General features: G+C 52.4%; 24 protein-coding genes. 5 read left to right on the top strand and 19 right to left on the bottom strand.

All coding sequences use genetic code 11. The annotated features are described in order from the left end of the window. Nucleotides 1-132: 132 nt before the first annotated feature. The 3 genes from cydB to HMPREF2625_RS07510 all read right to left on the bottom strand — a co-directional run bounded on the left by cydB (nt 133) and on the right by HMPREF2625_RS07510 (nt 5,394). On the bottom strand, nt 133-1,206 hold the full coding sequence (gene cydB, locus HMPREF2625_RS07520) for a cytochrome d ubiquinol oxidase subunit II (RefSeq protein WP_070523569.1): 1,074 nt from the start codon (nt 1,204-1,206) through the stop codon (nt 133-135). Nucleotides 1,207-1,226: 20 nt separating this feature from the next. Continuing rightward, nucleotides 1,227-2,804, bottom strand: coding sequence for a cytochrome ubiquinol oxidase subunit I (locus HMPREF2625_RS07515; protein WP_004004464.1), 1,578 nt, complete (start codon nt 2,802-2,804; stop codon nt 1,227-1,229). A 487-nt stretch (nt 2,805-3,291) separates the two neighbouring features. Beyond that, complete coding sequence (locus HMPREF2625_RS07510; protein ID WP_004004463.1) at nt 3,292-5,394, bottom strand: DNA gyrase/topoisomerase IV subunit B; 2,103 nt, start codon at nt 5,392-5,394, stop codon at nt 3,292-3,294. 218 nt (nt 5,395-5,612) lie between these two features. Between HMPREF2625_RS07510 and HMPREF2625_RS07505 the strand changes: the two genes are divergently transcribed. Next, on the top strand, nt 5,613-5,825 hold the full coding sequence (locus HMPREF2625_RS07505) for a DUF7455 domain-containing protein (protein ID WP_070523566.1): 213 nt from the start codon (nt 5,613-5,615) through the stop codon (nt 5,823-5,825). An 88-nt stretch (nt 5,826-5,913) separates the two neighbouring features. On the opposite strand, the gene HMPREF2625_RS07500 is transcribed toward HMPREF2625_RS07505, so the two are convergent. The 7 genes from HMPREF2625_RS07500 to clpS form a co-directional block, all read right to left on the bottom strand. Then, the gene (locus HMPREF2625_RS07500; RefSeq protein WP_070523563.1) at nt 5,914-7,143 is read right to left on the bottom strand and encodes a peptidase E; all 1,230 of its coding nucleotides are present in this window, start codon (nt 7,141-7,143) and stop codon (nt 5,914-5,916) included. A gap of 204 nt (nt 7,144-7,347) precedes the next feature. Further along, a complete protein-coding gene (locus HMPREF2625_RS07495) occupies nt 7,348-8,010 on the bottom strand; it encodes a non-canonical purine NTP pyrophosphatase (protein WP_070523560.1) in 663 nt (220 codons plus the stop codon). 7 nt (nt 8,011-8,017) lie between these two features. Further along, on the bottom strand, nt 8,018-8,755 hold the full coding sequence (gene rph / locus HMPREF2625_RS07490) for a ribonuclease PH (RefSeq protein ID WP_070523557.1): 738 nt from the start codon (nt 8,753-8,755) through the stop codon (nt 8,018-8,020). Between the two features lie 7 nt (nt 8,756-8,762). Then, nucleotides 8,763-9,650, bottom strand: coding sequence for an MBL fold metallo-hydrolase (locus HMPREF2625_RS07485; protein WP_004004458.1), 888 nt, complete (start codon nt 9,648-9,650; stop codon nt 8,763-8,765). Nucleotides 9,651-9,662: 12 nt separating this feature from the next. Next, nucleotides 9,663-10,703 carry a glutamate racemase gene (gene murI / locus HMPREF2625_RS07480; RefSeq protein WP_070523554.1) on the bottom strand — a complete coding sequence of 347 codons (1,041 nt, stop codon included), beginning with the start codon at nt 10,701-10,703 and terminating at the stop codon, nt 9,663-9,665. 224 nt (nt 10,704-10,927) lie between these two features. After that, nucleotides 10,928-11,494 carry a DUF2017 domain-containing protein gene (locus HMPREF2625_RS07475; RefSeq protein ID WP_013398900.1) on the bottom strand — a complete coding sequence of 189 codons (567 nt, stop codon included), beginning with the start codon at nt 11,492-11,494 and terminating at the stop codon, nt 10,928-10,930. A 3-nt stretch (nt 11,495-11,497) separates the two neighbouring features. Continuing rightward, nucleotides 11,498-11,845: an ATP-dependent Clp protease adapter ClpS gene (gene clpS, locus HMPREF2625_RS07470; protein WP_013398899.1), complete on the bottom strand. Its 348-nt coding sequence runs from the start codon at nt 11,843-11,845 to the stop codon at nt 11,498-11,500. 142 nt (nt 11,846-11,987) lie between these two features. Between clpS and HMPREF2625_RS07465 the strand changes: the two genes are divergently transcribed. Together HMPREF2625_RS07465 and HMPREF2625_RS07460 are read left to right on the top strand one after the other, a co-directional pair. Continuing rightward, nucleotides 11,988-13,295: a nicotinate phosphoribosyltransferase gene (locus HMPREF2625_RS07465; protein WP_285840324.1), complete on the top strand. Its 1,308-nt coding sequence runs from the start codon at nt 11,988-11,990 to the stop codon at nt 13,293-13,295. 41 nt (nt 13,296-13,336) lie between these two features. Beyond that, nucleotides 13,337-13,963, top strand: coding sequence for an isochorismatase family protein (locus tag HMPREF2625_RS07460; protein WP_070523551.1), 627 nt, complete (start codon nt 13,337-13,339; stop codon nt 13,961-13,963). Between the two features lie 17 nt (nt 13,964-13,980). On the opposite strand, the gene HMPREF2625_RS07455 is transcribed toward HMPREF2625_RS07460, so the two are convergent. The 5 genes from HMPREF2625_RS07455 to HMPREF2625_RS07435 all read right to left on the bottom strand — a co-directional run bounded on the left by HMPREF2625_RS07455 (nt 13,981) and on the right by HMPREF2625_RS07435 (nt 20,214). Then, the gene (locus tag HMPREF2625_RS07455) at nt 13,981-15,771 is read right to left on the bottom strand and encodes a DEAD/DEAH box helicase (protein ID WP_204874836.1); all 1,791 of its coding nucleotides are present in this window, start codon (nt 15,769-15,771) and stop codon (nt 13,981-13,983) included. Nucleotides 15,772-16,010: 239 nt separating this feature from the next. Continuing rightward, a complete protein-coding gene (locus HMPREF2625_RS07450; protein ID WP_004004450.1) occupies nt 16,011-16,310 on the bottom strand; it encodes a DUF3039 domain-containing protein in 300 nt (99 codons plus the stop codon). Between the two features lie 169 nt (nt 16,311-16,479). Continuing rightward, nucleotides 16,480-18,135: a hypothetical protein gene (locus HMPREF2625_RS07445; RefSeq protein WP_004004449.1), complete on the bottom strand. Its 1,656-nt coding sequence runs from the start codon at nt 18,133-18,135 to the stop codon at nt 16,480-16,482. Then, complete coding sequence (locus tag HMPREF2625_RS07440; RefSeq protein WP_004004448.1) at nt 18,111-18,959, bottom strand: ABC transporter ATP-binding protein; 849 nt, start codon at nt 18,957-18,959, stop codon at nt 18,111-18,113. The genes HMPREF2625_RS07445 and HMPREF2625_RS07440 overlap by 25 nt, the downstream gene beginning before the upstream one ends. 298 nt (nt 18,960-19,257) lie before the next feature. After that, nucleotides 19,258-20,214 (bottom strand): co-chaperone YbbN, encoded by a 957-nt coding sequence (locus HMPREF2625_RS07435; protein WP_070523544.1) that lies wholly within the window; start codon nt 20,212-20,214, stop codon nt 19,258-19,260. A gap of 213 nt (nt 20,215-20,427) precedes the next feature. Between HMPREF2625_RS07435 and HMPREF2625_RS07430 the strand changes: the two genes are divergently transcribed. Continuing rightward, nucleotides 20,428-21,750, top strand: a complete 1,323-nt coding sequence (locus HMPREF2625_RS07430; RefSeq protein WP_246826745.1) for an AI-2E family transporter — start codon at nt 20,428-20,430, stop codon at nt 21,748-21,750. Nucleotides 21,751-21,832: 82 nt separating this feature from the next. Here HMPREF2625_RS07430 and HMPREF2625_RS07425 read toward each other — a convergent pair whose 3' ends face one another. Together HMPREF2625_RS07425 and HMPREF2625_RS07420 are read right to left on the bottom strand one after the other, a co-directional pair. Then, a complete protein-coding gene (locus tag HMPREF2625_RS07425; RefSeq protein WP_070523538.1) occupies nt 21,833-22,651 on the bottom strand; it encodes an alpha/beta hydrolase in 819 nt (272 codons plus the stop codon). Between the two features lie 66 nt (nt 22,652-22,717). Continuing rightward, nucleotides 22,718-23,044, bottom strand: coding sequence for an ATP/GTP-binding protein (locus HMPREF2625_RS07420; RefSeq protein WP_070523535.1), 327 nt, complete (start codon nt 23,042-23,044; stop codon nt 22,718-22,720). 124 nt (nt 23,045-23,168) lie between these two features. Between HMPREF2625_RS07420 and nucS the strand changes: the two genes are divergently transcribed. Continuing rightward, entirely contained in the window at nt 23,169-23,882 is a 714-nt protein-coding gene (gene nucS, locus HMPREF2625_RS07415) for an endonuclease NucS (protein WP_070524436.1), read from the top strand. Between the two features lie 113 nt (nt 23,883-23,995). On the opposite strand, the gene HMPREF2625_RS07410 is transcribed toward nucS, so the two are convergent. Both HMPREF2625_RS07410 and atpD read right to left on the bottom strand, forming a co-directional pair. Further along, nucleotides 23,996-24,277, bottom strand: a complete 282-nt coding sequence (locus HMPREF2625_RS07410) for a F0F1 ATP synthase subunit epsilon (RefSeq protein WP_070523532.1) — start codon at nt 24,275-24,277, stop codon at nt 23,996-23,998. A 2-nt stretch (nt 24,278-24,279) separates the two neighbouring features. Next, nucleotides 24,280-25,722, bottom strand: a complete 1,443-nt coding sequence (gene atpD / locus HMPREF2625_RS07405) for a F0F1 ATP synthase subunit beta (protein WP_013398888.1) — start codon at nt 25,720-25,722, stop codon at nt 24,280-24,282. Between the last annotated feature and the right edge of the window lie 31 nt (nt 25,723-25,753).

The raw sequence follows: 25,753 nt of genomic DNA, 5'->3' as shown, positions 1-25,753 counted from the left end.
TGTGTTTCCTAGTTTAGACACTGGTGGCGGGCTTGTCTGCTTTCGGTTTTAAAGTATTTCCGGTGCCTTCATATGTTGCTGAAAGCACCGGAAATACTTCTGTACCCTCCCGATTACCGGGTACATTCTTGTCTATGACGCCCTGTTCGGGTGCGTCACCAGCTCGCTAGCATCGTGGGCATCGGGGATATTTTCAACGCGCAAACGCTTGCGGAACACCCAGTATGTCCAGACTTGGTACACGATAATAACGGGCAATCCAAATCCACTCACAACGCTCATAACTCCAAGTGTGTACTCCGAGCTTGAGGCGTTTGCAATGGTGAGCGAATGAGCCGCGTCCAAGGTTGAAGGTAGTACGTTGGGGAAAAGAGCGGTGAAAATCGTCAGCGCGCCAAAAGCCATGAAGAAGCTCAGACCTGCGAAGGCACGGCCTTCGCGTGAGCTTCGGGCGCTTATCCATGCAAAGAGCACTGCAAATACGGCAAGAATAGTGCATAGCCAGGAAATACCGTTACCGGTTGTAACCTGCATGTACAGTACCCAGAGCACGATAGGCAAAAGCAGAAGCGGAAGCCAACGCACCAGGGCGGTGCGTGCGCGGTGGCGTATATCTCCATCGGTTTTCAAGGCAACAAAGGCAAGTCCTTGCACGAGGGCAAACCCTACAAGAGAGAGGCCGCCTAGAAGCACGGGCCAGGAGGCCCAGGCGAAGGCACCGCCTACACGGTCACCGTTGGCATTAATTGGTAAGCCAATGGAGGTCAGCGCAAGAAGCGCACCTACCAGTAAAGCGATGAAGAATGATGATAGCGAGAGAGTGATAGTCCAACCGCGAATCCATCGTTCATCGTTTTTCTTACCGCGATACTCAATAGCAACCACGCGGAAGATCAGGGCAAGCAGCGCTAAAGTTAGTGGAATATATAGGGCTGAGAATAGGGATGCGTACCATAACGGGAACGCCGCGAAGGTGGCAGCACCACCGGTAACAATCCAAACTTCATTACCATCCCATACGGGACCGATCGTGTTCAGAAGCAGGCGTCGCTCTTTCTCGTTTTTGGCGAAGATGCTCATGAGCATGCCCACGCCCAAATCGAAACTGTCGAGGATAAGGTAGCCAATCCAGAAAATACCGATAGCGACGAACCAGATGGTTGGTAGCAGTGGCTGCCCGGCAAAGATATTAAAGTCGAAGGTCATCGTTTAGAATCCTTACCCGCCTAGTAGGCGAACTCCAAGACATCGCGCTTATCGTGACCGCTCTTTTCGCCGTCCTGCTCGTGTTCAGAGCGCACGAGTTCGGGCATAGCGGCTACCACGCCGGCCTTAATGTATTTAGTCAGCAGGTAAATTTCGACCACCATCAGGATGCCGTATACCGTTCCTAGGGCGATGAGTGAGAATAGTATCTCTTCGCCGCTCACACCCGGAGAAACCGCTGCCGCCGTGAACATGAGGATGGACGGGTCACCCTCAGGGTTGGGCGCCACCACGAAGGGCTGGCGTCCCATTTCGGTGAAGATCCAACCGAGGGCGTTGCCAAAGAAGGGAGCCCAAATTCCCCACAAAGCCAGGGTTTTCAGCCACTTGGCTTCGGGAACGGTACCGGTTCCTTTTTTACGGGTAACCCATAGTACGTAGACGTACGAAAGTGCACCAATACCACCAAGCGTGATCATGCCTCGGAATCCGTAGTAGGTGACTTCCATAAGAGGCAAATAGTTGATCTTCTGCCCGGCACGCTCACCGTAGAGGGGGTTATCCGCCAGATGCGTACCGTATTTAGCTTCGTATTCAGGCATGAGAGTTTTCACGCCCTTGACCTCGGTGGTGAAATCTTCGTGGGCTAGGAATGAGAGTGCACCGGGAACCTCAAGCACTGCCTGCACCTTATCGCAGTCTTGAGAACCCAGAGAAGATATAGAAAGAACCGAGAAACCGGTGCCGTCATGGCATGCCGCCTCGGCAGCCGCCATTTTAAGGGGCTGCTGATGAATCATGAGCTGAGCTTGAGCGTGACCGCTAAGAGCCACACCAGAGAACCCGATGAGACCCACAATCGCGCCGATACGCAGGGAACGGAACCAAACCTTGTAGTCGGTCTTATCACGACCGCCAACTTCTGCATCTCCTACTACAACCTTGCCATCCTCTACGATGTCAATGCCGTCACGGCGTCGGCGCCAGAGCTTATACCAGGAAATACCGACCAGGAATCCACCGGCGACCTGAATGGCGCCAAAGATCACGTGGGGGAAGGTAAGAAGCGCGGTGTTATTTGTGAGAACAGCCCAAATATCAGTCATGCGGGGACGGCCATCGACCATTTCAACGCCTACCGGATGCTGCATCCAGGAGTTTGCCACCAGAATAAAGTATGCGGATACCCAAGAACCGAGAACCGCCATGAAGAGGCATAGGGCGTGAACTTTGGGCTTGAGTTTGTCCCATCCAAAGATCCAAAGCCCCAGGAAGGTTGATTCGATAAAAAAGGCAAAAAGACCTTCCATAGCTAGCGGCGCACCAAAGACGTCACCCACAAAACGCGAGTATTCACTCCAAGCCATACCAAACTGGAATTCCTGCACTAAACCGGTTGCCACACCCATTGCGAAGTTGATGAGGTAGAGCTTTCCCCAGAACTTCGTCATACGTTTGTATTCGTCTTTTTTCGTGAAGATATAGCGCAGGTACAGGAAGGTGACGACCATACCCAAGCCGAGGGTTAGGGGCACCATAAAGAAGTGGTAGACGGTCGTGATACCGAACTGCCACCGCCCAATGTCAAGGGGATCCATGTACATGATCCTTTTCTAGAATGTGTAAAGTCTACTGTTGGCAGACACGCCCGGGAGCGTAGCACACCTCCGGAAGTCAGGTGCACATATCTCAGGATGTCTTACATAGGTAAGGTAACGCGTTTTAAAAACGGCATGAACCAGGCAAGTTTTACACTCAGGTGTGCATGGCTTGACGAACCTATAAAGGTAGTTAACACAATTATTGATTTTTATGCGCTTTGACCCGTAGATATTGGGAGAAATTTCAAGATAAGCATCACGCCTTGGTGATGCCTTTCCTAAAACTTTCCAAGAAATCGAAGGTCAGCAATTTACACGTACTAAGGTGACTCCTCCAAATTATGAGGAGAGACACCTTTTTCTTATAGTCATACATGATTTATGAAGAAGGACACAGTGAGTATAATCACCAATATTTGCAGCGTCAAATATCTGTCAAAAAGAGGCTTCAACTCTCCTGCGTCAGATTGTTCACAGGTGCAAACTAAATATCAATATTGTCCTGATCGAGCTGATGCGCACCAGCAATAATAAATTCCTTACGCGGAGCAACCTCCGCCCCCATCAGGAGCGAGAAAGCCTGCTCAGCTGCCTCCGCGTCTTCAATTCGGATGCGGCGTAGCATACGATGCCGGGGATCCATCGTAGTTTCGGCAAGTTGGTCGGCATCCATCTCACCCAAACCTTTATAGCGCTGAATGGGCTCTTTATAGCCCTTACCCTCAGCCTGCAGCTGACTCAGCAGTTCATGCAGCTGACGTTCTGAATAGGTATACACCATCTCGTTCGGTTTACCTCGGTTAATAACCTCTACACGATGCAGTGGTGGTACAGCCGCATATACACGACCGTCTTCGATGAGCGGGCGCATATACCGGTACATGAGAGTAAGAAGCAGGGTACGAATATGAGCACCGTCAACATCGGCATCGGTCATCATGATGACTTTACTGTAGCGTGCCGCCTCCAGCTCGAATGTACGCCCAGAACCGGCACCAATTACCTGGATTAGGGCCGCGCATTCGGCGTTCGCCAGCATATCTGTTACCGAGGCACGCTGAGTGTTCAGAATCTTGCCGCGAATCGGTAGAAGCGCCTGATAGGCCGAGGATCGCGCCAAGCGGGCGGTACCCAGTGCAGAGTCACCCTCCACAATAAACAGCTCAGAATGCTCTACGTTTGTTGACCGGCAGTCCACAAGTTTTGTTGGCATTGAGGAAGATTCCAAGGCAGTCTTGCGCCTCTGGGTTTCCTTGTGAATACGTGCTGAGATGCGGGTTTTCATCTCAGACACAACTTTTTCACACAGAGCTGCAGCCTGTGCTTTCTCGGCGCGTGCCGTAGAGTTCAGCCGAGCCTTGAGCTGATCACCAACTACTTTAGAGACGATCTGCCGCACAGCCGGCGTTCCCAGAATTTCCTTTGTCTGCCCCTCGAATTGAGGTTCCGCAAGGCGCACCGTCAACACGGCGGTAAGACCTGCGAGGGCATCGTCTTTCTCGATCTTGTCGTTGCCAACCTTAAACTTTCGAGCGTTGTCGGCAAGATGCTTGCGGAATGTTTTGAGAAGTCCTTGTTCAAACCCCGTGGCGTGGGTTCCGCCTTTGGGCGTGGCAATAATATTGACGAAGCTGCGGATTGTCGTCTCGTAGCCAATGCCCCAGCGCAGAGCAATATCAACCTCGCACTCACGGTCAACTTCGGTGAGCTTAGAGCGCCCATCCGAGCCTAGAACGGGTACGGTTTCCGTAAAAGAGCCTCTGCCGCTAAAACGCCAAATATCGGTCACGGCAGAGTCATGGGCCAGGAATTCAACAAACTCGCTAATGCCGCCGTCATGCTGAAAGACCTCTTCGTAAGGGCCGAACTCCCCCGGAGTTCCAGGGATGCGCCGCTCGTCTCGAATAGCAATGCGCAGCCCGGGAATAAGGAATGAAGTTTGGCGTGCACGTGCCACCAAATCCTCGTAGCTAAAACGCGCATCCGGGGTAAAAATCTGCGGATCAGCCCAATACCGTACTCTGGTTCCAGTTACACCACGCTTGGCGCGCCCTACGATCTGAAGCGCAGGATGTTTCTCATCTGCAGGAGTAAAAGAGTCTTCAGGCTTAGGAGTGCGCCCGGAATCGAACACGCCCGGTAGCCCATGTCGAAAGGACATCTGATAGGTTTTTGACCCGCGATCTACCTGAACGTCAAGACGTGATGAAAGCGCGTTCACCACCGAGGCGCCCACACCGTGCAGACCACCCGATGCCGTGTACGATCCGCCGCCAAATTTGCCGCCAGCATGGAGTTTCGTGAAAACCACCTCTAGCCCGGAAAGCCCGGTTCGAGGCTCAACATCGGTAGGGATACCGCGACCGTCGTCCTGTACTTCAACAGAACCGTCTCGGTAGAGAATGATCTGAATTGACTGTCCGTAACCGGCAAGAGCCTCATCAACAGAGTTATCAATAATCTCCCAGAGGCAGTGCATAAGACCGCGGGAATCGGTCGAACCAATATACATGCCCGGGCGCTTACGCACCGCTTCAAGACCTTCGAGAACCGAGAGGTGTCGGGCAGTATAGTTCGAGGCAGCCAAGATGTTCCCTTTCGAAATGGTTTTCTTCGTAAGTCTATTCTATCGTGCACCGCAGGTAACTTGTGTTCACTCTCGTCACGGACATTTCATGTGTAGTCCATCCTGGACGCTGAGAGCGAAAGGGTCAGGGCGAAGGTATGGCACCGAGGGTATGTGTGGTTGGATAGAGTTACGACAATTCTAGGAACCTATGAGAACTTCAGTAAGGGAGATTTTCAGTGAATGCTCATGCAACTCTCGAATCTGTTGATTCGCGTACGTTGAATTCCCATGACCGTTGCGATGCGTGTGGTTCTCAGGCATATATTCGTGCGGTCTTGCCTTCCGGGAGTGAACTGTTCTTCTGCGGTCACCACGGACGTGCCCACGAAGAAAAGCTCAAAGGGCTTGAAGGCATCTTGTTGTGGGACGATCAGACGTCACGACTTTAGGGCGAGATTCCCGAGGGTGTGACATCCGCCAGTAAATTACCAAGGGTACGACTTCTTCTTGACGGAGGAAGTCGTACCCTTGAAGTTTCTAATGCGTTTCGCCGGTCGCCCGCGCCGAGCTTTCATGCCTATTAGTCACCATAATATTGGACGAGAAATAGAACTCTTCCGGCAGTTCGTTAGTCACAGGACCGTGCGGAAATTCGCTAATCTTAGGCACAAAATACCAGTCCATCAGCTCGGCGCTTGTCTGCTTCAGGAACTTACGCACACGCATGGCGCGCGCTACTTGACGGCGAAGTCGTGGGGTATCTTTCTGCGTCGAGGTAAAAATCCACGGTTTCTCGTATCCTTCAGCGACGGTACCGAAGGTAATCTGCAAGAACCCATCGTCGGTCGTGGAATAAAGAAGATCATTGGGCATAATATCGGTGAACGCGAGCATCCAGCTATGTCGGCGCTCATAGCATTCACGGGTTGTCTGCAAAGCCGCGATAAGGCGGTGGTCAATCAAGAGCTCTACCCGACGTTCCGTGATGTCCCCCAGCTTGGCGTAGTTCCCAAAAGCGCGGTTTGCGCCGGAACGACGCGGCCATTTGGTGACGGCTCCATGAGGAACTTCTCCCGCAAAGGTGAACGGACCGCAAATAGTACCGGCCAAACGTAACCGTTCAAAGGGTGCTGTAGGCAGAAAAGTGTAAAGCAACCTATCGGCGCTTACCGATTTGCCCCAGCGTGCAACTTCAAAAATAGTTGGTTCCGGTCCTACAGGGTACATACGGGGCATAGGCCGCCCATATTCGTCAAAACCCTCACGGGATTTTCCATCCGGCAGATAACCTTCCAGAGTTGCTCCCACCGGTCGAGTCCATGATCCTGAATAGGGTTTGACGATGCGCGGGTTCTGCACCGGAAGAATGCTGGTGCGTCCACCGAAGTAGGCGGGCATCCTTTCCAGATTGCGCCATGCGTATTTTGCGGCAACTGCTTCGCGCCACCAAAGGGGCCGTTTACCGGGGGTTTGCCCGCCCAAACAGTGCATCAAGACCCAAAACCCTGCCCAGAGAAAGCATAAAGCTGCGCCGCTCAGAGTTACGATACTTCCAACCAGTGCTGCGGTACCTGTCGCCCAGATATTGATGCCCACCCATGCTGTTAAGAACCCCCAGCATCCCATGGCATAGGGCCCGAGAGTTATCACTGGATCAACTACTTTAACAGCGGTGATAACACGCCGATTGAGCCCGCGCCAGATATAAGAGTATGCCCACAGCGCGGGAATCAGCAGAATAATCATTACAGCAAAGAGAACAATCATCAGGGCCTCAAAGCATATCTGTTGCCGTATATATTACTTACCATTGTGCCTTGTACCAGAATCGTTTTATACGATCTTCACGGTCGAAGCTGAGAAAGAGATGACCGCAACGTTCTTTCTTCAGAAGATGTCGTACATACCCGATTGATGTGCTAAAACACTCCGATCATGTGTCTTTATGAAAGAACCTCATAGGACGCATGATTATTTATGCTCAAGAGCTTGCTGCAGATGCGGAACTAATGCTTCAAAGGCACGAGCTCGGTGACTTATTGAATTTTTGATCTCTGCCGGAATCTGGGCACACGACTGGTCCGCATAGGCTCCATCATAAAGCGCGTTGTCACCATTAAGCTCCACCGGCATCATAATAGGATCATACCCAAACCCGCCGTCCCCCTGCGGTGCGTGCAAAAGCGTTCCAGGAAGCTCGCCGTACTCAACTGCTTCATACCCACCGAGCGCTGAAGGAACAGCTAAGGAGGCGGCACAGCAGAATTTAGCGGCACGGTGTTCATCGCTGATATCACAAAGTTGTTTCAACAGCAGGGTGAGATTCGCGGTATCGTCCCCATGCTCCCCCGCCCAGCGCGCCGAAAAAATGCCGGGAGCGCCGTGAAGAACCTCAACGGAAAGACCCGAATCATCGGCAATAGCGATACACCCTGTAGATTCTGCCACGGCACGTGCCTTGAGCAATGAATTCTCGGCAAATGTTACCCCGGTCTCTGGAACATCGGGGGCATTGATGCTGGCGGCATCGACCACATCGGTATCCACGTTCAACCCAACAATACGGTTACGCAAAATTTCGCGAAGTTCGCGCAGCTTACCTTGATTGCGACTCGCTAAGACAACCTTAACCATAAAAGTATTACCCCTCTTCAAGAGATTCACGCTGTATCCGAGCAAGTTCGGCGGTGCCTTCTAAAGCAAGATCGAGCAAAGCATTCAGCTCATCACGGTCAAACGGTGCGCCTTCTGCCGTACCCTGAACCTCCACAAATTTCCCAGAGCCGGTCACGACCACATTCATATCAGTTTCAGCGCGCACATCCTCGGTATAGGGCAAATCAAGCATGGGAGTACCGTCGATAATACCCACGGAAATAGCTGACACAGAGTCTTTCAAAGGCTTAGCACTGGGTGAAAGCAGACCATTACGCTGTGCCCACGCGATAGAATCGGCGAGCGCTACATAGGCACCCGTGATCGAAGCGGTACGTGTTCCGCCATCTGCCTGAAGAACATCGCAATCCAGAACAATGGTATTTTCTCCCAACGCGTTCATATCGATAATGGCACGCAGGGATCGCCCAATAAGACGGGAAATTTCGTGTGTACGACCGCCAATCTTTCCCTTGACGGATTCACGCGAAGACCGGGTTCCTGTAGCACGCGGAAGCATGGCGTACTCTGCGGTCACCCAGCCTTTTCCTTCTCCTTTAAGCCAGCGCGGCACCCCTTCCGTAAAGGATGCGGTGCACAGCACCCGGGTATCGCCGAACTCTATCAGCGCCGAACCTTCGGCTTGGTTTGACCATCCGCGAGTGATGGTGATGGGGCGCAGTTCGTTGAGGGTACGACCGTCGGCACGAGCTACAGAAGTCATAGTTCTCCTACTCTTCTTCCGGTGGAAGAGATATGTTTGACATAGGTGGATCGAGCAGTTCGATAACGTTCAGGGTTGAGGTTGGCGGATGCGTGGGCGCTGGCCTAGGATGCACGCGATAGCTTGCTGCAACCTCGGCGACGCCTACCGGCCCGTCGAATGCACTTTGTGCCTCGGCACGGGCGATATCGGGGTCATTCCACACGGGCAGGTGCGTTAACAAAAGGTTGCGTACCCCGGCTTCTTGAGCTGCTTCACCGGCGCGCTTACCGGTCAGGTGAATACCGCGCAACGCATCGTCACGTCCTTCTTGATACGCCGCTTCGCACAGGAAAAGATCGGCACCGCGGGCAGCTTTGATGAGCCCATCGCATGTATCGGTATCACCGGAGTATGCAAAAAGTGTTCTGCCGTCCCGGCTATTGCAGGTAATACGTAGCGCGTAAGGATCTTTAGCGGGGTGGAGCACCCTAAAGGGTTCAACTGTGAAAGGACCGATTTCGACTTTATGTCCTTCGTCCCAAGTATGATATTCAAACTCGGTACTCATGCCCGGGTCTGGGTCAAGCCCGTGCGTTGCCGAAAGATATTCGTTAATGGCGGCAGGTCCGTAGAGAGGAATCCTGCCTTTGGGCCAGCCTCGGGGATCCCATTTCACGGCGACATGCAAACCGGAGAGGTCAATGCAATGGTCAGGGTGAAGATGCGATATCAGGATAGCGTCAATCTCAGCCAGGTCTATGTACCGTTGAAGTACACCTAGTGAGCCGTTGCCCATATCCATGAGCACACGCCACGTGTGCCCAGCATAGTCGGTTGCTGAGAGCAGATAACAGCTCGCCGGAGAATTTGGTCCGGGAAACGAGCCGGTACAGCCGATAATCGTCAAGCGCATACGGGGTGTTTCCTATTTGGTGTGTGTGAAAGCAGCAAGACTTGAGTCGATCGTGACGGAAGGCAGTCCTGAGGCTTCTTCGGAGTTGGAGTCTTTCGTAGTGGCCTTTTCGCTGCCTGCTGGTGCGGGAAGAGCCGCCAAAGAGCCTGTAGGGAATCGTTCTGCCACAGATGCCGTGTGCCGCACATTGTGAACTTCTGGGCCCAAGAACCTGCGCGCTAGGTTCTCGAAAGTCTCAGATTCGCCGGTCGCTAAGAATTCATGATGCGGATTCGTTTCAAGGTCAGGGTTCTCAATATTCTCGGTAAGAAGTGCCCGATAAACGTCTTTGGCGGTCTCATCTGCCGAAGACACAAGAGTTACGTCCTCCCCCATGATGTAGGAAATAATGCCCGTCAGCAAAGGGTAGTGAGTGCAGCCAAGTACCAACGTGTCTACTCCCGAATCTTTAAGGGGCTGCAGATATTCTTCGGCAGTACGCAAAAGTTCGGGTCCGGATGTCACGCCCTTCTCCACGAACTCGACGAATCGAGGACATGCGACAGACTGCACCATAAGGTTCGGGGCGATCGCAAATGTATCTTCGTAAGCGCGTGAGGTTACCGTTGCCTCTGTGGCGATAACCCCGATCTTACGGTTGCGGGTCGCGGCTAGTGCTCGACGCGCGGCAGGCTGAATTACCTCAATCACGGGAATACCGTAGTGGCGGGTGTAGCGTTCGCGTGCGTCCCGAAGCACGGCAGCAGATGCTGTATTGCACGCAATAACCAGCATTTTTACACCGGAATCAACAAGCTCATCCATAATGCGCAGGGCATTAGCACGAACCTCGGCAATTTTGAGCGGGCCGTAAGGTCCATGAGCGGTGTCGCCTACATAAATAATGCGCTCATGTGGCAACTGATCCATAATAGCGCGCGCAACGGTCAGACCACCCACCCCGGAGTCAAAAACTCCGATGGGTGCGCTTGATGTTGGACCAGCCGGTGGCGCGGGGGTTCCCCACGGGGTGCGGGTACGATATGGATTTGAGGTATCTAAGTTATCGCTCACGAACTTTACCTGTTTTCCTTCAGCATATGATGTACTTTATTTTCATTCTAAGGTGTTACAGATACTGTCCTGTTCTAGATAGCCGTCTCTGAGTCCTAAACCACCCTATAGGATGAGCCACATCAAGGTTCGGGCAGTGATGTTTCATATCGCATGCGGTACTGGATCCGTTAATCTGGAGGGCATCGTGCGATGCGCTTATTTTGTCTCTGATCAGCACGTTTCTAAGACTGCGGGGTTTCCATCGAATCGAGCATCGCAACCATAAGTGAGTCCTGTACCCAGGTCACGAAGTTGTACACGACCGCCAAATAATCGTCATCGTTCTCAACCTTTGACCAGTCCGTAAGATGGTGCACCTGGTCTGCACGTTCTTCATCGATAATGTCTAAACGGCTTCCCAAGACTAAACGGATATCGTTAAGTGCAGACGCCCACGCATGCGCGTGCTCATCACTAAGCACAATGTCTCCCGCTTCAATATCGAAAGCGAGGAGACTCAGATTTGCCACCTTCGTGGCGCGTAAATCCTGTTCAGTGTACCGGCGATATTCCAGCGCCGCCTCAGGATCGCTACTTCCTGCAGGCAGTACTCGTGCCACCGCTGGATCGTCCGGGATGCTGGGATTCTCGACAATACCGATGAGAGCTTCAAGAGGATCATGATTTTCCGAATCCGGAGATTCCAGAAGAGCAATCACGTCTTCAGCTAGATCTCGAATAAGATCAAATTCAGCCTTCTCAAATCGAGCGGCATAGCCATGCGGTGTATGTCGAAAACCCTGCGCCATAAATTAGTTCTCCGCCTTTTCAAAGCTCGCCATCAAACCCCACGCGTGCATGGCCTGGGTATGCTTTTCCGCATCCTCACGACTACCGGTGAACACAACAGCCTTGCCATTATTGTGCACCTGGAGCATCAGTTTCTCGGCACGACGACGGCTAAACCCGAAATGAGCGCGAAAAACATAGGAAACATAGGTCATAAGATTAACGGGATCGTTCCAGACGATTACCTGCCACGGCGTCTGCGTTTCAAGATTTTCGTCAATCGTCGCATCAAGCTCAGTGGCATCTAGAGTATCGGTCGCAAGAACAGCCGTCACAGTGTGGTTGGAAAGATGGGTGAGCTTGTTGGTCATGCATAAGATTATACTCGTGGGGGCTTTGTTCCTGCGGGATTGATTCCGTTCAAATAATCATAAATATCTTAAAGTCAAATTTACATTATGTCGCGGACAACACATCCCGTAAAGGTAGTAACCTGCCTAACAGACAACTAAAATGAGACATATGGCAACTACCTCGCTTCTAACCGACCATTACGAACTTACGATGCTCCAGGCAGCGCTCGCCTCTGGAACTGCGCATCGCCGCTGTACCTTTGAAGTCTTTACACGTCGCTTGCCCGCGGGCCGCCGCTACGGCGTGCTCGCAGGTACAGGACGCTTTCTCGAAGGGCTTCAGTCTTTCCGCTTCGATGACGAAGATCTATCTTTTCTAGCCTCTCGCAATGTTGTGAATGCGCAAACCCTAAAATACCTTGAGAACTTTAGGTTTACCGGCAATATTCGAGGCTATGTCGAGGGAGAGATTTTCTTTCCACACTCCCCCGTTGTACAGGTCGAAGCAACTTTCGCAGAAGCCTGCGTCTTAGAAACCTACCTGCTGTCTATCTTGAACTATGATTCAGCTGTTGCATCTGCCGCATCACGTATGACTGCGGCGGCGGGCCACCGTCCCTGTATTGAGATGGGCTCGCGCCGTGCGCACGAACGTGCCGCTGTATCGGCGGCACGTGCCGCTGCTATTGCAGGCTTCACTGCAACATCTAACCTGGAAGCGGGCAGGCGCTATGGGCTTCACACTCTCGGTACCAGCGCCCACGCCTTTACCCTTCTTTACGACTCTGAGCGTGAAGCCTTTGAAGCGCAACTGCAATCGTTAGGGGCACGCACGACCCTTCTTGCTGATACCTATGATGTCGAGAATGCGGTACGCCTTGGCGTGGAACTCGCGGGCGAAGAGCTCGGCGGAGTCCGCCTAGACTCAGGTGATCTGGTGGCATCAGCGCAGCGCGTGCGTGAACTTCTCGATTCTCTGGGCAACCACAACACCAAGATTACAGTGACAAGTGATCTTGACGAATACGCTATCGCTTCCTTAGCCGCCGCGCCAGTAGATTCCTACGGTGTGGGCACCAGGCTAGTGACCGGTTCCGGTGCGCCTACCTCCGCAATGGTGTACAAGCTGGTGGAACGTGAAAATACTGCTGGCGAGCTGGAACCCGTCGCTAAAACCTCTGCTGGCAAACGTTCTCTAGGTGGTGCAAAGCAAGCTGCGCGCCGCCACAATTCCTTGGGTATCGCTACTGCCGAGCTTATCGGAACGGGGAACAACCCCGCTGCCCTCGAAAATACTCGCGACCTTATTCGCGATTTTGTGGTTTCTGGCGAGCTCCTGCCCGGTTTTACTGGCGAGGAGGCGGTACGCAACGCAACCGAACGACATAGCGCATCCCTAGCGGAACTTCCCGAATCCGCTCGTCGCCTTTCAGAAGGCGAACCCGTTATTCCTACTGAATTCATCTAGCCACAGCCCATCCAGATATTGCCAAGAAAGGGACTATACACATGGCAAAAGCGCTTATTATTGTCGATGTTCAAAATGATTTCTGCCCTGGCGGAGCCCTTGCAACACAGCAAGGCGCCAACGTGGCATCGCTAATTAGCGAATACGTTGAGGAACACCATCACCAGTACGATGCCATTGTGGCAACTCAAGACTGGCACATTGACCCGGGCGATCATTTCTCAGAAAATCCAGATTATGTGAATTCCTGGCCTGTACACTGCGTCGCCAACACCGAGGGGGCAGAGATTCACCCGAATCTTGATACCGACTATATCGAAGCATATTTCCGCAAAGGCAAGTATGAGGCGGCATATTCGGGCTTCGAGGGTCTTCAAGCTGCCGAAGATTCCGTGATGACCGGTGAGCACGATCCCGAAGCATCGTTGGAAGATGAGGCACCCAACACCCCGCTTGCCGATTGGCTCGACGAACATGATGTTAAAGATGTTGATATTGTCGGGATCGCGACCGACTTCTGTGTACTAGCGACGGCAAAGGATGCAGTAGATGCCGGGTACGAAACTCGCGTGCTGATTGACCTCACGGCGCCGGTTCATGAAGACAAACTGGATGATGTTATCGCCGACATGGAGGATGACGGTATTACCGTCACAGAAGCGCTTTAGCCAGGCGAGAGATTATTCTACAAGCTCCTGCCCACGAACCAATCCGCCAATTTATCCAGGCGAGCCTGAATTTGCTCCGCCGATGCCTGCGCAACTGCGGGACCACCGCAAATTTTACGCAGCTCATTATGGATAACGCCGTGTGGTTTGCCTGAACGGATAGACCAGGCCGCCACGTTTTTCGCCAGTTTATTGCGCATCTCTTTAAGCTGGCGGTGGTCCACAATTGCGGGAGCTGCTGTCGCTGGGCGACGGGATGCGTGTTCACGCTGACGTGCACGAAGTAGAGTACCCACCTGGTCGGCATCCAGCAGACCGGGAATACCAAGGAAGTCTTGTTCTTCTTCCGAACCGATCTCCAGACCACCCGACGAAAATTCGGAGCCATCGAAGAGCACGCCGTGGAAGGAAGCTTGCGAACCAATCGCCTCGAATTTACCGCGCGTTAGTTGTTCGGAAGCGCGTTCCTCGCGGTTTGCTTCTTCGAGCGCTTCATCGTCCAGCCCTTCAGCCATTGGATCGATATCGTCGTCGGTGGTATGGCGGTCGAGGGCGTGGTCACGCTCAACTTCCATATCATTGGCAAGCATCATCAGCTGCGGCACAGACGGCAGAAAGACAGATGCGGTTTCCCCACGTTTACGGGCTCGCACAAAACGACCGATCGCCTGTGCGAAAAAGAGAGGTGTGCTGGTGCTGGTAGCATACACACCCACCGCCAAGCGGGGTACGTCCACCCCTTCGGATACCATGCGTACCGCGACCATCCACCGCTTGTTGCTTTCACGAAAATCGTCGATTTTAGCGGATGCTTCACGATCGTCAGAAAGTACTACGGTCGGCTTCTCCCCCGTGATCTTGTGCAGTTTTTCGGCATAGGCTTTGGCATCAGCGTGGTCAGTTGCGATGACGAGAGCTCCCGCGTCAGGAACAGTGCGGCGCACTTCGGTGAGTCGTTTATCGGCCGCAGAGAGCACTGTGGGAATCCACTCACCCTGAGGATCAAGTGCGGTGCGCCATGCCTGGGCGGTAATATCTTTAGTGAATCCTTCCCCTAGATTCGCCGCCATTTCTTCTCCGGCGGAGGTCCGCCAGCGCATTTGTCCGGAATATGCCATGAAAATAACTGGCCGCACCACATGGTCTTTCAGCGCGGGGCCATAACCATAGGAGTAATCGGCACGCGATCGACGAATACCTTCATGGTCTTGCTCATAGGTAACAAATGGGATAGGTGAGGCATCAGATCGGAATGGTGTACCGGTCAGCGCAAGGCGGCGTGTGGCCTCATCGAAAGCCTCCCGCAGACCATCGCCCCATGATAAAGCATCACCTGCATGGTGGATTTCGTCGAAGATAACAAGAGTCTTGTCATTTTCGGTATTTCGGGCGTGCAGCTGCGGCTTATTAGCAACCTGCGAATATGTGAGCGCTACGCCCTTGTACTGGCGTCCAACGTGAACATCGGCGTTTTTGAAATTGGGATCGATCGGAATACCGACCTTAGCGGCGGCATCCGCCCACTGTTTCTTGAGGTGGTCGGTGGGTGCTACCACGGTAAGTTTTCGCACAACCCCGCGATCGAAGAGTTCGCGTGCCAAGGTGAGAGCAAAGGTTGTCTTGCCCGCACCAGGGGTTGCTACAGCCATAAAGTCCCGAGGGTTCGTCTCAAAATATTTTTTCATCGCCTCGGCCTGCCAGGCACGCAGACTGACGGAAGTACCCCAGGGTGCACGGTCAGGGTATGCCGGGGAGAGCTTTGGCTTAACCATGCTGTCAAACAATGTAGGCTCTTCGTACTCGCTCATGCTCTTCTCCCCCATATTTTCTCTGGTTTACCTCTGCTTCAGTATTTCCCGTGTACAAAGGCTCCTGCAGAAACACAGGTTATAAATTCTACCACCGTGTCGTGATACGTCCGCGAGGGTTCGCTTAATTATTTTGCCCGGTGCGAAGTCTGTTTGAGCCCAAAAATAAAGTATGTGCCTGCACCCCCATGCTGGGGATACAGGCACATACTTCTGCATATTCCGGAGCGAAACTTCCGTTATTTGTCGCCGTTATCCGAATTATCTTTACCAGGCTTAAGACCCTCGTAGATTTCTTTGCAGGTTGGGCAGACTGGGAATTTTTGCGGATCGCGTCCAGGAGTCCACACCTTACCGCACAGCGCGCGAACGGGTTCACCGGTAAGGGCGGATTCCATGATTTTTTCCTTACGCACATAATGCGAGAAGCGTTCATGGTCGCCCGGCTCAGAAAGCTGGGCTTCTTCCCGCTCAAGTAATGCGGTACCGCCCGCAGTCTCGGGACCGAAGGGATCTTCAACGCCTTCAATGGAGCTCATGTTCTATCCTCCAAGTATGTTCTCGCCGTCTTAGTGCTATTAGTTCTATTGTAGAGACTAGTGTAACAACGGGAAGGGAAGCATAGTTATTCCATAGAGAATAAGGGCGACGCTTGGAAACATACGTGTAACTGCCCCATAACACCGCCCCATATTCTCTATATAGGCTCTAGTTCGTATTGAACTTTGCAACCCGCTGAAGCATCATCGAGCTATGGCGATCGTAGAGTTTACCACCTGCAGAAATTCCAATAATGAATAGTGCAGCGCCGATAACCAGCTGGATAACGCCGGAGATAATCAGTACCATGTCATCCTTGCCACCGACCATGTAGATGAACGAGCCAATCCCACCGGGAAGAGCGATCAGCATGCAGATAATCATGCTGCCCATCAGCAAAAGCTGCTTCGCGAAGCCGTCTGGCTGCTTAGGCGTTTTGAAGGGGTTGGCTCCAGGAGGCGCGACCGGCGGTGAAAGCACTGTATCAAGCATCAATCCGAACCCTACGGTTCCTGCGTAGACTCCCAGCTGATGCAAAAGCACGACCGGGTAATAGGCTATAAGCCCGTGGACAGCGCACATAATAAAGAACATCACCACGACGATCGGCAGCATTACGATGGAATGTCCGAGTGCACGCCCGAGCCTATCATCACGCCCACGCAGAGGCGAGAGCACATGCAGACTAAAAGCCGTGTTATCGTACGAGACCATATACGCTATGTAGAATCCTGTGAAGACATTGCAGAAATAAACCCAGAACCCGAAGAGCGTTTCAGGTCCAGCCCCGGAATTAGCGAGCTGGATTCCCGTCGTCGCACCACGAGACCCCATGCTGCCCGTGAAGAGCGGCATCACGAGAGCAAAGAGTACATAGAGCATGGCAGTCATGGCGATCAGCAAAGTCATGCGCGTATCTTTGAAGTAGCTATGAATGGTACGTGCGGCCACAGCGCCCCAACCAGTGTTTGGGAACCTCGCAAAAATACCAATATCTCCTGCCGTCAGGTTCTTAGCCTTGCCCCGTTTTTGTTCACCGCTGACATTACGCATTGAGCGTTCGAGGCTACGACCCCACAATACCCAAGCACCACCCAGGTATATGAGGGAAAGTACCAGACTTAGACCTGCTAGAGCCCAGTTACCCGCCGCCACATGGTATGCAATCGCAAAAGCAGACCCGAAAGGCGTATACCCCAACCATTGAACGTTCTGAGCGATCTCCTGGAAATGATCTATCACATAGAATATAGCTCCACTGAAGATAAAGCCCGAGCTTACCAACAGCACGCCCAGAATAATCTTGAAGATCAGATCAATACGGGGGTTAGCATTCAAATAAACGCCAAGCTGATTGGCAAGGCGCGCCACTGTCATCAGCAAAGCCAGCCCCAACACTATGCTCAGCAGATAGGCTGCTAATCCCACAGGATTACCAATAAATCCGAGGGTTCCCAGAAGGATTAGGATAATCGTCGCTATACCTGGAAGACCTATAAACCCACCGAAGAATTGCCCCTTCTGCAGCGTCTTAGCCTCTAGCGGGAATAACACGAAGCGGCTTTCATCAAGGGTTCCGTCTAGGCCAGTCCAGACAATGGGGATAAGAGCCCAGCCAAGAGATACAAGAAACCCGAGGAATAGGGCGAGTGCAGGACCATCTAAACTACCATCAATCCCTAAACCAACATAAGCGAATCCCAAACCAGTCAGTGTGCCAAGCAGATATAGGGCGCCAAAGGCAATACCAATAATCGCCCACACACTACGTTTGAGCGAAGCAAGCACATACCGCCATTTTAGTGAGACGAGGTGCGCAACCATGATAGTCCTTCCGAGGTGGTGCGTCCGCCCACGAGCTGTATGAAACGTTCTTCCAAAGTAGATTCCCCACGCACTTCATCAACCGTACCTGCAGCGAGAATCCGTCCCTCATCCATAATGGCGACGTGATCGCATAAACGCTGCACCAAGTCCATGACATGCGAGGAGAGAATAACTGTTCCGCCTGAGGCGACGAATCCTTTGAGGATATCCTGAATATTAGCCGCTGAAACCGGATCAACCGCTTCAAAGGGCTCATCCAAGATCAAGACTGAAGGGGCGTGAATCAGCGCTGCTGCGAGGGCGATCTTCTTAGTCATACCTGCTGAATAGTCGGCGACCGCGCGACCTGCTGCATCGGTTAAATCCATAGCCTGCAGAAGATCCTTGGTACGTTCGGCGACAGTGTCACGTTCGAGACCATGCAGGTACCCCGAATAGGTAATAAGCTGTTCACCTGTGAGTTTATCGAAAAGGTGCACGCCATCCGGCAGAACGCCCAAGTGCTTTTTGGCTTCCAAAGGGTTCTGCCACATATCGGTTCCCTTAATCAATGCCACGCCTTCGGTGGGCTGCAGCATACCAGAAACCATTGAGATAGTCGTCGTCTTACCGGCACCGTTGCGCCCTACCAAACCGTAAAAAGAGCCGGTAGGAATAGCAAGATTAATGCGATTAACGGCAACTGTCATACCGAATGCCTTCGTCAAACCATGAATTTCGATGGCATTAACAAGGTGCGCACCAGGTTGGTGACTAAGAGCCTCACGGGCGACTTGAGGCAAGCTCCCCGGCTGTGCGTTTGCATAACTCTGATCGGTCATTGACTGACCGACATCATACGTCGGTGTACCAGCTTGTGTATTCTCTGGTGAATAGCCGTAGTCTTCAGGTGCCGTCCCAGGCACAAAATTGTGTTCTTTCATACATACAACGGTACCAGTTTGGGAATACTTCAGAACCATATTTTGGGCTTATATCACCAATAATTCTCTAAACTTTTTAAAGCATGAACTATAAGGATTGCTAGAATATTTTTATTACCTTCGCGTTGAAGGTGTGGATAAGGCGGGATGCGCCATAAGATACAAACATCCCGCCTTATTCTCTATTCTGTGGGGTCTAGAAAATTGCCATCGTCAGCTCAGCCCGTGCTTTGACTGTTCGCGGATCTGTAGCACCTACAACGTCAAAGAGCTGCACAAGACGTTCACGTACTCGGCTCTTATCTTCCGGAGAAACAGATTTAAAAAGTCGCAGCAGTCGTGCGTAGGCATCTTCAACATGCCCGCCTATAACGTCAAGATCGGCAACGTTAAAGGCAGCCTCAATATTGAGAGCGTCGGATGCCGCCGCTTCACGCTCTTGGGCAAGATCCAAATCTGCCACACGAGCTAATAAATCAACCTGAGCAAGCCCAACTTTAGCATCATGGTCGCCCGGGTTCTCTGTCAAAGCCTCGCGATATGCGGCTCGTGCTCCTTCATAGTCGCGTTCATCAAGGGCCTCCAGTGCTTTAGCGTGCAGCGGCGGCAGGGTTTTCTCTTCCTCATCCGAAGGAGCAGGCTCAAATCCACCGGGAAGCTGATACTGCGCAGCAACCTGCAAGACCTGCTTCAGCATTTCTGACAGATCCTGCGGACTGATCTGACCGTTATAAAGAGGGGCCGGGCGACCGGCGATAACGGCCACACCTGCCGGTACGCCGTCCATGCCAAACGCTTGGGCAGCCTCCGGAAGTTTCGTAATATCGACGGCGGCAAGCAGCATCGCACCTTCCGCCGCATTGACTAGGTTTTCGACGGCGTCTAGCATTTCAAGCGACGCTGGAGAATGCGGGGCATATAGCCCAAAGATCACGGCGCCTTGAGTAGACAGTTGTACGTACTTCTGAAAATCTTCAGGTGTTGCAACATCGAAACGCCAGCTTTTCGCCGAATTGCTTTGTGCTGCAGTGGGTGTAGAAGTACTGATATCGTGACCGCCAAGCACTGGAGCGCTACGTACCGACGCGGGAATTTGTTCTGCTGAGCTTTGGGGGTTTGTTGGCAGTTGGTTCGGGGTGGGAGGAATTGTCATCGAGAATCCTTTGCGAGCCTCAGAGAAATTTAACGTACTCCCTAATTATCCCGCGCGACCCGCTGTTTTACAGGATTCTCAGCAATCGTTCGAGGTGCGCGAAATTTCAGATAGGCTTACTCGGTAGCTTTCTGCCTCAAGAATGTTGCGAGCGCATACAGTTTTCAGAGATGCCCGGTAGAATAGCCAGGTAAGCTTTATGAAAGGCAGACTATGTCCGATAGCTCGAATCCGCAAGCCCAGCAGACTCCTCCCCCAGTTCCCCGGGTTCCGCGGAAAAAGCCGGAGCAGGAAGAACACATGTTTGAACAGGACGGTTCCGCATCGTCTACAAAGCGCGAATCCCTGACTTCACATATTACGGGTACCATCAGCGATTTGACCGATAGCATCAGTCAGGCACGCTCACAACGCCGCAAAGCTTCTCTTCCTCCCCGCATCGCTCCAAAAGTCGATGAGGCTTCTGAACTTCATATTTATGAGAAAAGCTCACCGCTGCATAATCCTGTATCTTTCGGTTTCCTGACGACGGTTGGTGTTGGTCTGGCCCTGCTGGCTTACTACGCTTTTACCAATGTCGGCGCGCTTGTCGGCTGGGTCACTGGCGCTATCTTCATCGCGCTTGGGCTTGACCCCATTGTTCGTAAACTTGAGAGTTTCGGCGTTAAACGCAGTGCCGGTGTGGTGATTGTGGTTCTTTCCTTCGCAGCCATCATTAGCGGACTTGTGGTGTGGATTGTGCCTATTATCAGCGCACAGGCCAGCAGCTTTGTCTATCGGGCACCCGCTATTTATCAGGATTTCATCGATTCTGATACTTTCAAACGCATTGATGACGTTCTGCATGTTAACGACTGGGTTAATAACAACGTTCCAAAGTTCCTAGAGTCTCTTACATCAAGCTCTGCGGTCGGCGGATTTATGAGCAACCTAATTACTGCGGGTTCCACAATTGCGCAGATTTTGACCGGCACTATTATTGTGCTGTTCCTCTCGCTCTATTTCCTCTCGTCAATGCGCACTATTAAGGCGTGGGGGTCGCGTTTGGCTCCGGCTTCCAAACGGGAACGTGTTGAGGAACTTACCGAACGTATCACGGGTGCTGTTGGTAACTATGTGATGGGGCAGGGAGTTGTCGCTGTTCTCAACGCAACCTTTGCGCTTATCACCATGATTATCTTGGGGTTCTCATTCCCTCAACTTGTGGCTGTGTTCGTCTTGATTTTGGCCTTCATCCCATTAGTTGGCGGCGTAGCGGCGCTTGTTCTGGTGTCTCTTATTCTTCTGACGCAAGGCTGGCAAATGTCTGTCACATTTGCGATCGCCTATTTCATTTACCTGCAGATCGAGGCGTACGTAATTTCGCCGCGTATTATGTCAAAGGCTGTTTCGGTTCCCGGCGGTGTCGCTATTATCGCTGTCGCTGCAGGCGGTGCGCTGTGGGGCGTCTTGGGTGCGCTTATCGCGATTCCTGTCGCCGCATCGCTACTGATTCTGGTGAAGGAAGTCTTTATTCCCCGCCAAGACCATCGGTAAAAAACCTTTTCTTAGAAATAAGGATGCGCCCGCCGTTGAGAAAAGCGGCAGGCGCATCCTTCGTATAGACGGAGTAGACAGATTATAGTTCAGTAATCTCTTCTGCGACCGGGCCGTTGTATTCAGTAGGAAGTGTGGTCTGCTGACCCGTCACCACTGAGACAAGGGCATTGATCACGCTGTTTACCGACTTTTCACCCACCCAAAGGTGTTTACAGTTCTCAAAAGGCACGACCTGAGTGCGGGCTATTGATTTAAAACGCTCGCGCGCTTCGGTAGGGCGTAGATAATCGTCAAACTCCGGGATAAAGGCATAGAGCGGATTTGAGATTTTATTCCATTCATCCAGTTCAGCAGGATGCACTCGGTGCAAAGGCGGAGAAAGCAGAATAGCCCCCACAAATTCTGATGCATGTTCTGGGGCATACTTGAGCACAAGTTCCGTACCGAAAGACCACCCGATTAACCAAATATTCGGCAGCTGGCGTTCTACGGCATATTGTAAGATCGCGTCAAAATCTTTTTTCTCGGCAAATCCTCCGTCGAACACTCCCTCGCTTGTACCGCGGATCGAAGAAGTGCCGCGGGTGTTAAACCGCAGAACCGCAATATTTGCCAGCGCTGGCAGACGGAATGAAGCCTTCTTGTACACATGCGAATCCATATATCCGCCGTGCGTTGGAAGCGGGTGAAAAGTCACGAGAGTAGCTTTAATTTCCCCTTCGGGAAGTGCCAGTTCACCCACAAGGCGTTTTCCGTCAGCGGTTGTGACCTCAAAGTTCTCTCGGCGCGCGGGAAGTACCGTACGAGATTTAATGAGAACAGGCTGATCAGATTGGGTGAAAACATACCGTGAGGGATCAAACTCTCGGAGTTTTCCAGAGGACTCTTCAGTCGCCATAGTGTCACTTTCTTCGTTCTAACAGGTCTTCGCACCCACGATAGGTATTCCGATTTCGTAATAGTTCTAAGCGCGTCTGGTACGCCAACAATGTTGGTGCCAGTGGCGGCGCTCATCAATAGCGCGAGAACGCCCCAGTGTATGGCTTTCTTGCCATACAACAAGATGCGCTGTTCTTGGCGGAATTGGACGGTTGCATTCCGGGCACGTATAGGTTTTCAGAGCATTTACGGCGGGAACGTATTGCACCAGCCAATCACCAAAACGGTCACGTTCAATGCGCGGCGCCGGATCAAGAATACGAGATATATCACGTCCACCGGGTGCAGACCGCGTCCATTTGTTGGAGGTTGTGCCCGAGGAACGTTTACCGGGGTGATTCTTGCGTGCCATGCTTTCTATTCTAGCGTTCAGTCTGACTGCGCAATGCGGTTACCCATCTTTTATCCGCTATGATGCGTCAGTCAGCGGTTTCTACAGCTGGCATGTCATACTCTTCCTCGGTAGAGTAGATGGGGTGCGTATCGTTATAGCTGACTGTTCTGTTGATTACGAAGGGCGTTTGCGTGCCCATCTCCCCCGTGCTACCCGCTTACTTATGGTGAAGAATGACGGTTCTGTGCTTATCCATTCCGATGGAGGTTCCTATAAGCCGCTGAACTGGATGAGCCCACCATGCTCTCTCCTTGTCGCAGACTATGACGAAATTCCAGAAAGCACCCGTGAAGATCTTGATACGGATGTGCAGCAGCTGTGGACGGTACAAGCCGCTAAAAGTGATGACCGCCTCCTTATCCGCGTGTACGAAGTTATTCATGAGCACGCCCATGATTTAGGAGTCGATCCTGGACTTATCAAAGACGGCGTAGAGGCCGACCTGCAGCGTCTTCTTGCAGAACAGATTGAAACGCTCGGCAAGGGTTACTCTCTAGTACGCCGTGAATACCCTACGGCTATTGGTCCTGTAGATATTATGGCGAGAGACTCCAACGGTATCAGCATTGCGGTAGAGCTCAAGCGCGTGGGCGATATTGACGGAGTGGAACAGCTTACCCGGTACCTCGATCTGCTCAACCGCGACCCACGGCTGGCACCCGTCAAGGGAGTTTTTGCTGCACAAAAGATCAAGCCCCAGGCACGGACTCTTGCCGAAGATCGCGGTATCCGCTGCATCTCTCTCGATTACGATGCGATGCGCGGTATCGACGACGCAGCAGATCGGCTTTTCTAAGCCAACATTTATGCACTGTAGAGATCTTCGCGACTCTAAAACTCAAGTATTCGGGAAAGTAAAAGCCGGTACAACCAACAATAGGTTGTACCGGCTTTTACCTTATTAACGGTTTACTTCTTACCCGTCGTAGGGGTAGCGATCTCGGCATGCTTTGCCGCGATCGTTACCTTATCGTTTGAGACGGTCAAGAACCCATCATGCAAACGCGTGGTGAGTTCGCCGCCATTGACGGGTCGAATCAGAAGTTCTCCGTCCTCCGCAAGAAGCGCACAGGTGGGGATGAGTCCGGGATAAATGCCCAAATCGCCGTTCGTAGTACGCACCCGTACATAGGAAGCTTCACCAGTCCACACGACGTTTTCGCGAGAAACAACTTCAACTGTTAGTGCCATAATTACTTGGCTCCGGTCTGTGCCTTGATTTCCTCGTACTGACGCATCACGTCATCCATGCCACCGATGTTGTAGAACGCCTGCTCAGGAATATGGTCTACATCGCCATTGCAGATCATCTGGAATGATTCGATGGTATCCTTCAACGGAACAGTGGATCCTTCAACGCCAGTGAACTGCTTTGCGGTATAGGTGTTCTGTGAAAGGAACTGCTCAATGCGGCGTGCACGTGAAACAACGACCTTCTGCTCCTCAGAAAGCTCATCAACACCCAGAATCGCGATAATATCCTGAAGGTCCTTGTTTTCCTGCAGGATAGCCTTCACGCGAATAGCCGTGTCGTAGTGTTCCTGCCCAATGTACTGCGGATCAAGAATACGAGAGGTCGAGGTCAACGGGTCAATTGCCGGGTACAGACCGCGCGATGCAATCTCACGCGAAAGCTCGGTAGTCGCGTCCAAGTGTGCGAAGGTTGTCGCCGGTGCAGGGTCGGTGTAATCGTCTGCAGGAACGTAGATTGCCTGCATCGAAGTAATGGAGTGACCGCGAGTCGAGGTAATGCGTTCCTGAAGCAGACCCATTTCATCCGCCAGGTTAGGCTGGTAACCAACAGCAGAGGGCATACGACCGAGCAAAGTCGAAACTTCAGAACCTGCCTGAGTAAAGCGGAAGATGTTATCGATAAAGAGCAGCACGTCCTGGTTCTTCACATCGCGGAAGTATTCCGCCATAGTCAAGCCGGTGAGTGCCACACGCAGACGAGTTCCCGGGGGTTCATCCATCTGTCCGAAGACAAGGGCAGTATCTTTCAAAACCCCTGCTTCTTCCATCTCAACCCACAAGTCGTTACCTTCACGGGTACGCTCACCAACGCCGGTGAACACCGAGGTACCACCGAAGTTGCGCGCCACACGGGTAATCATTTCCTGAATCAGCACTGTCTTACCAACGCCAGCACCACCGAACAGACCGATCTTACCACCCTTAATGTAAGGGGTGAGCAGGTCGATAGATTTAATACCAGTCTCTAGCATCTCGGTCGATCCCTCTAGCTCTGCGAAGCCGGGAGCGGCGCGGTGAATAGGCCAGTATGCGTCAGCATCGATATCGGAGTTCGGTACGTCTAGTGCGTTACCAAGAACGTTGAAGAGATGCCCCTTCACGCCATCGCCCACGGGTACAGCGATAGGAGCCCCGGTATCTAGGACAGCCTGCCCACGCACAAGACCGTCAGTCTGTTGCATAGAGATGGCACGAACAATCGAATCACCCAAATGCTGAGCAGTCTCAAAGGTGATGGTGTAGGTTTTCCCGTCGAGGGTGAGTTCAGTGGTCAGCGCATTGTAGATATCCGGCACCTGACCAGCGGGGAACTCAACGTCAACCACGGGGCCAATCACGCGGGCAATACGACCCGTCGCGCCCTGGGTGGTGGTAGTAGTCATGTTTCTCACTTACCTTGAAAAGTTGAAAGTA

The sequence above is a fragment of the Rothia sp. HMSC064D08 genome (genome assembly GCF_001809525.1).
Taxonomy (GTDB): Bacteria; Actinomycetota; Actinomycetes; order Actinomycetales; family Micrococcaceae; genus Rothia; species Rothia dentocariosa.
The sequence above is the reverse complement of the archived record's forward strand: the minus strand, read 5'-3'. Positions and strand labels throughout refer to the sequence as shown.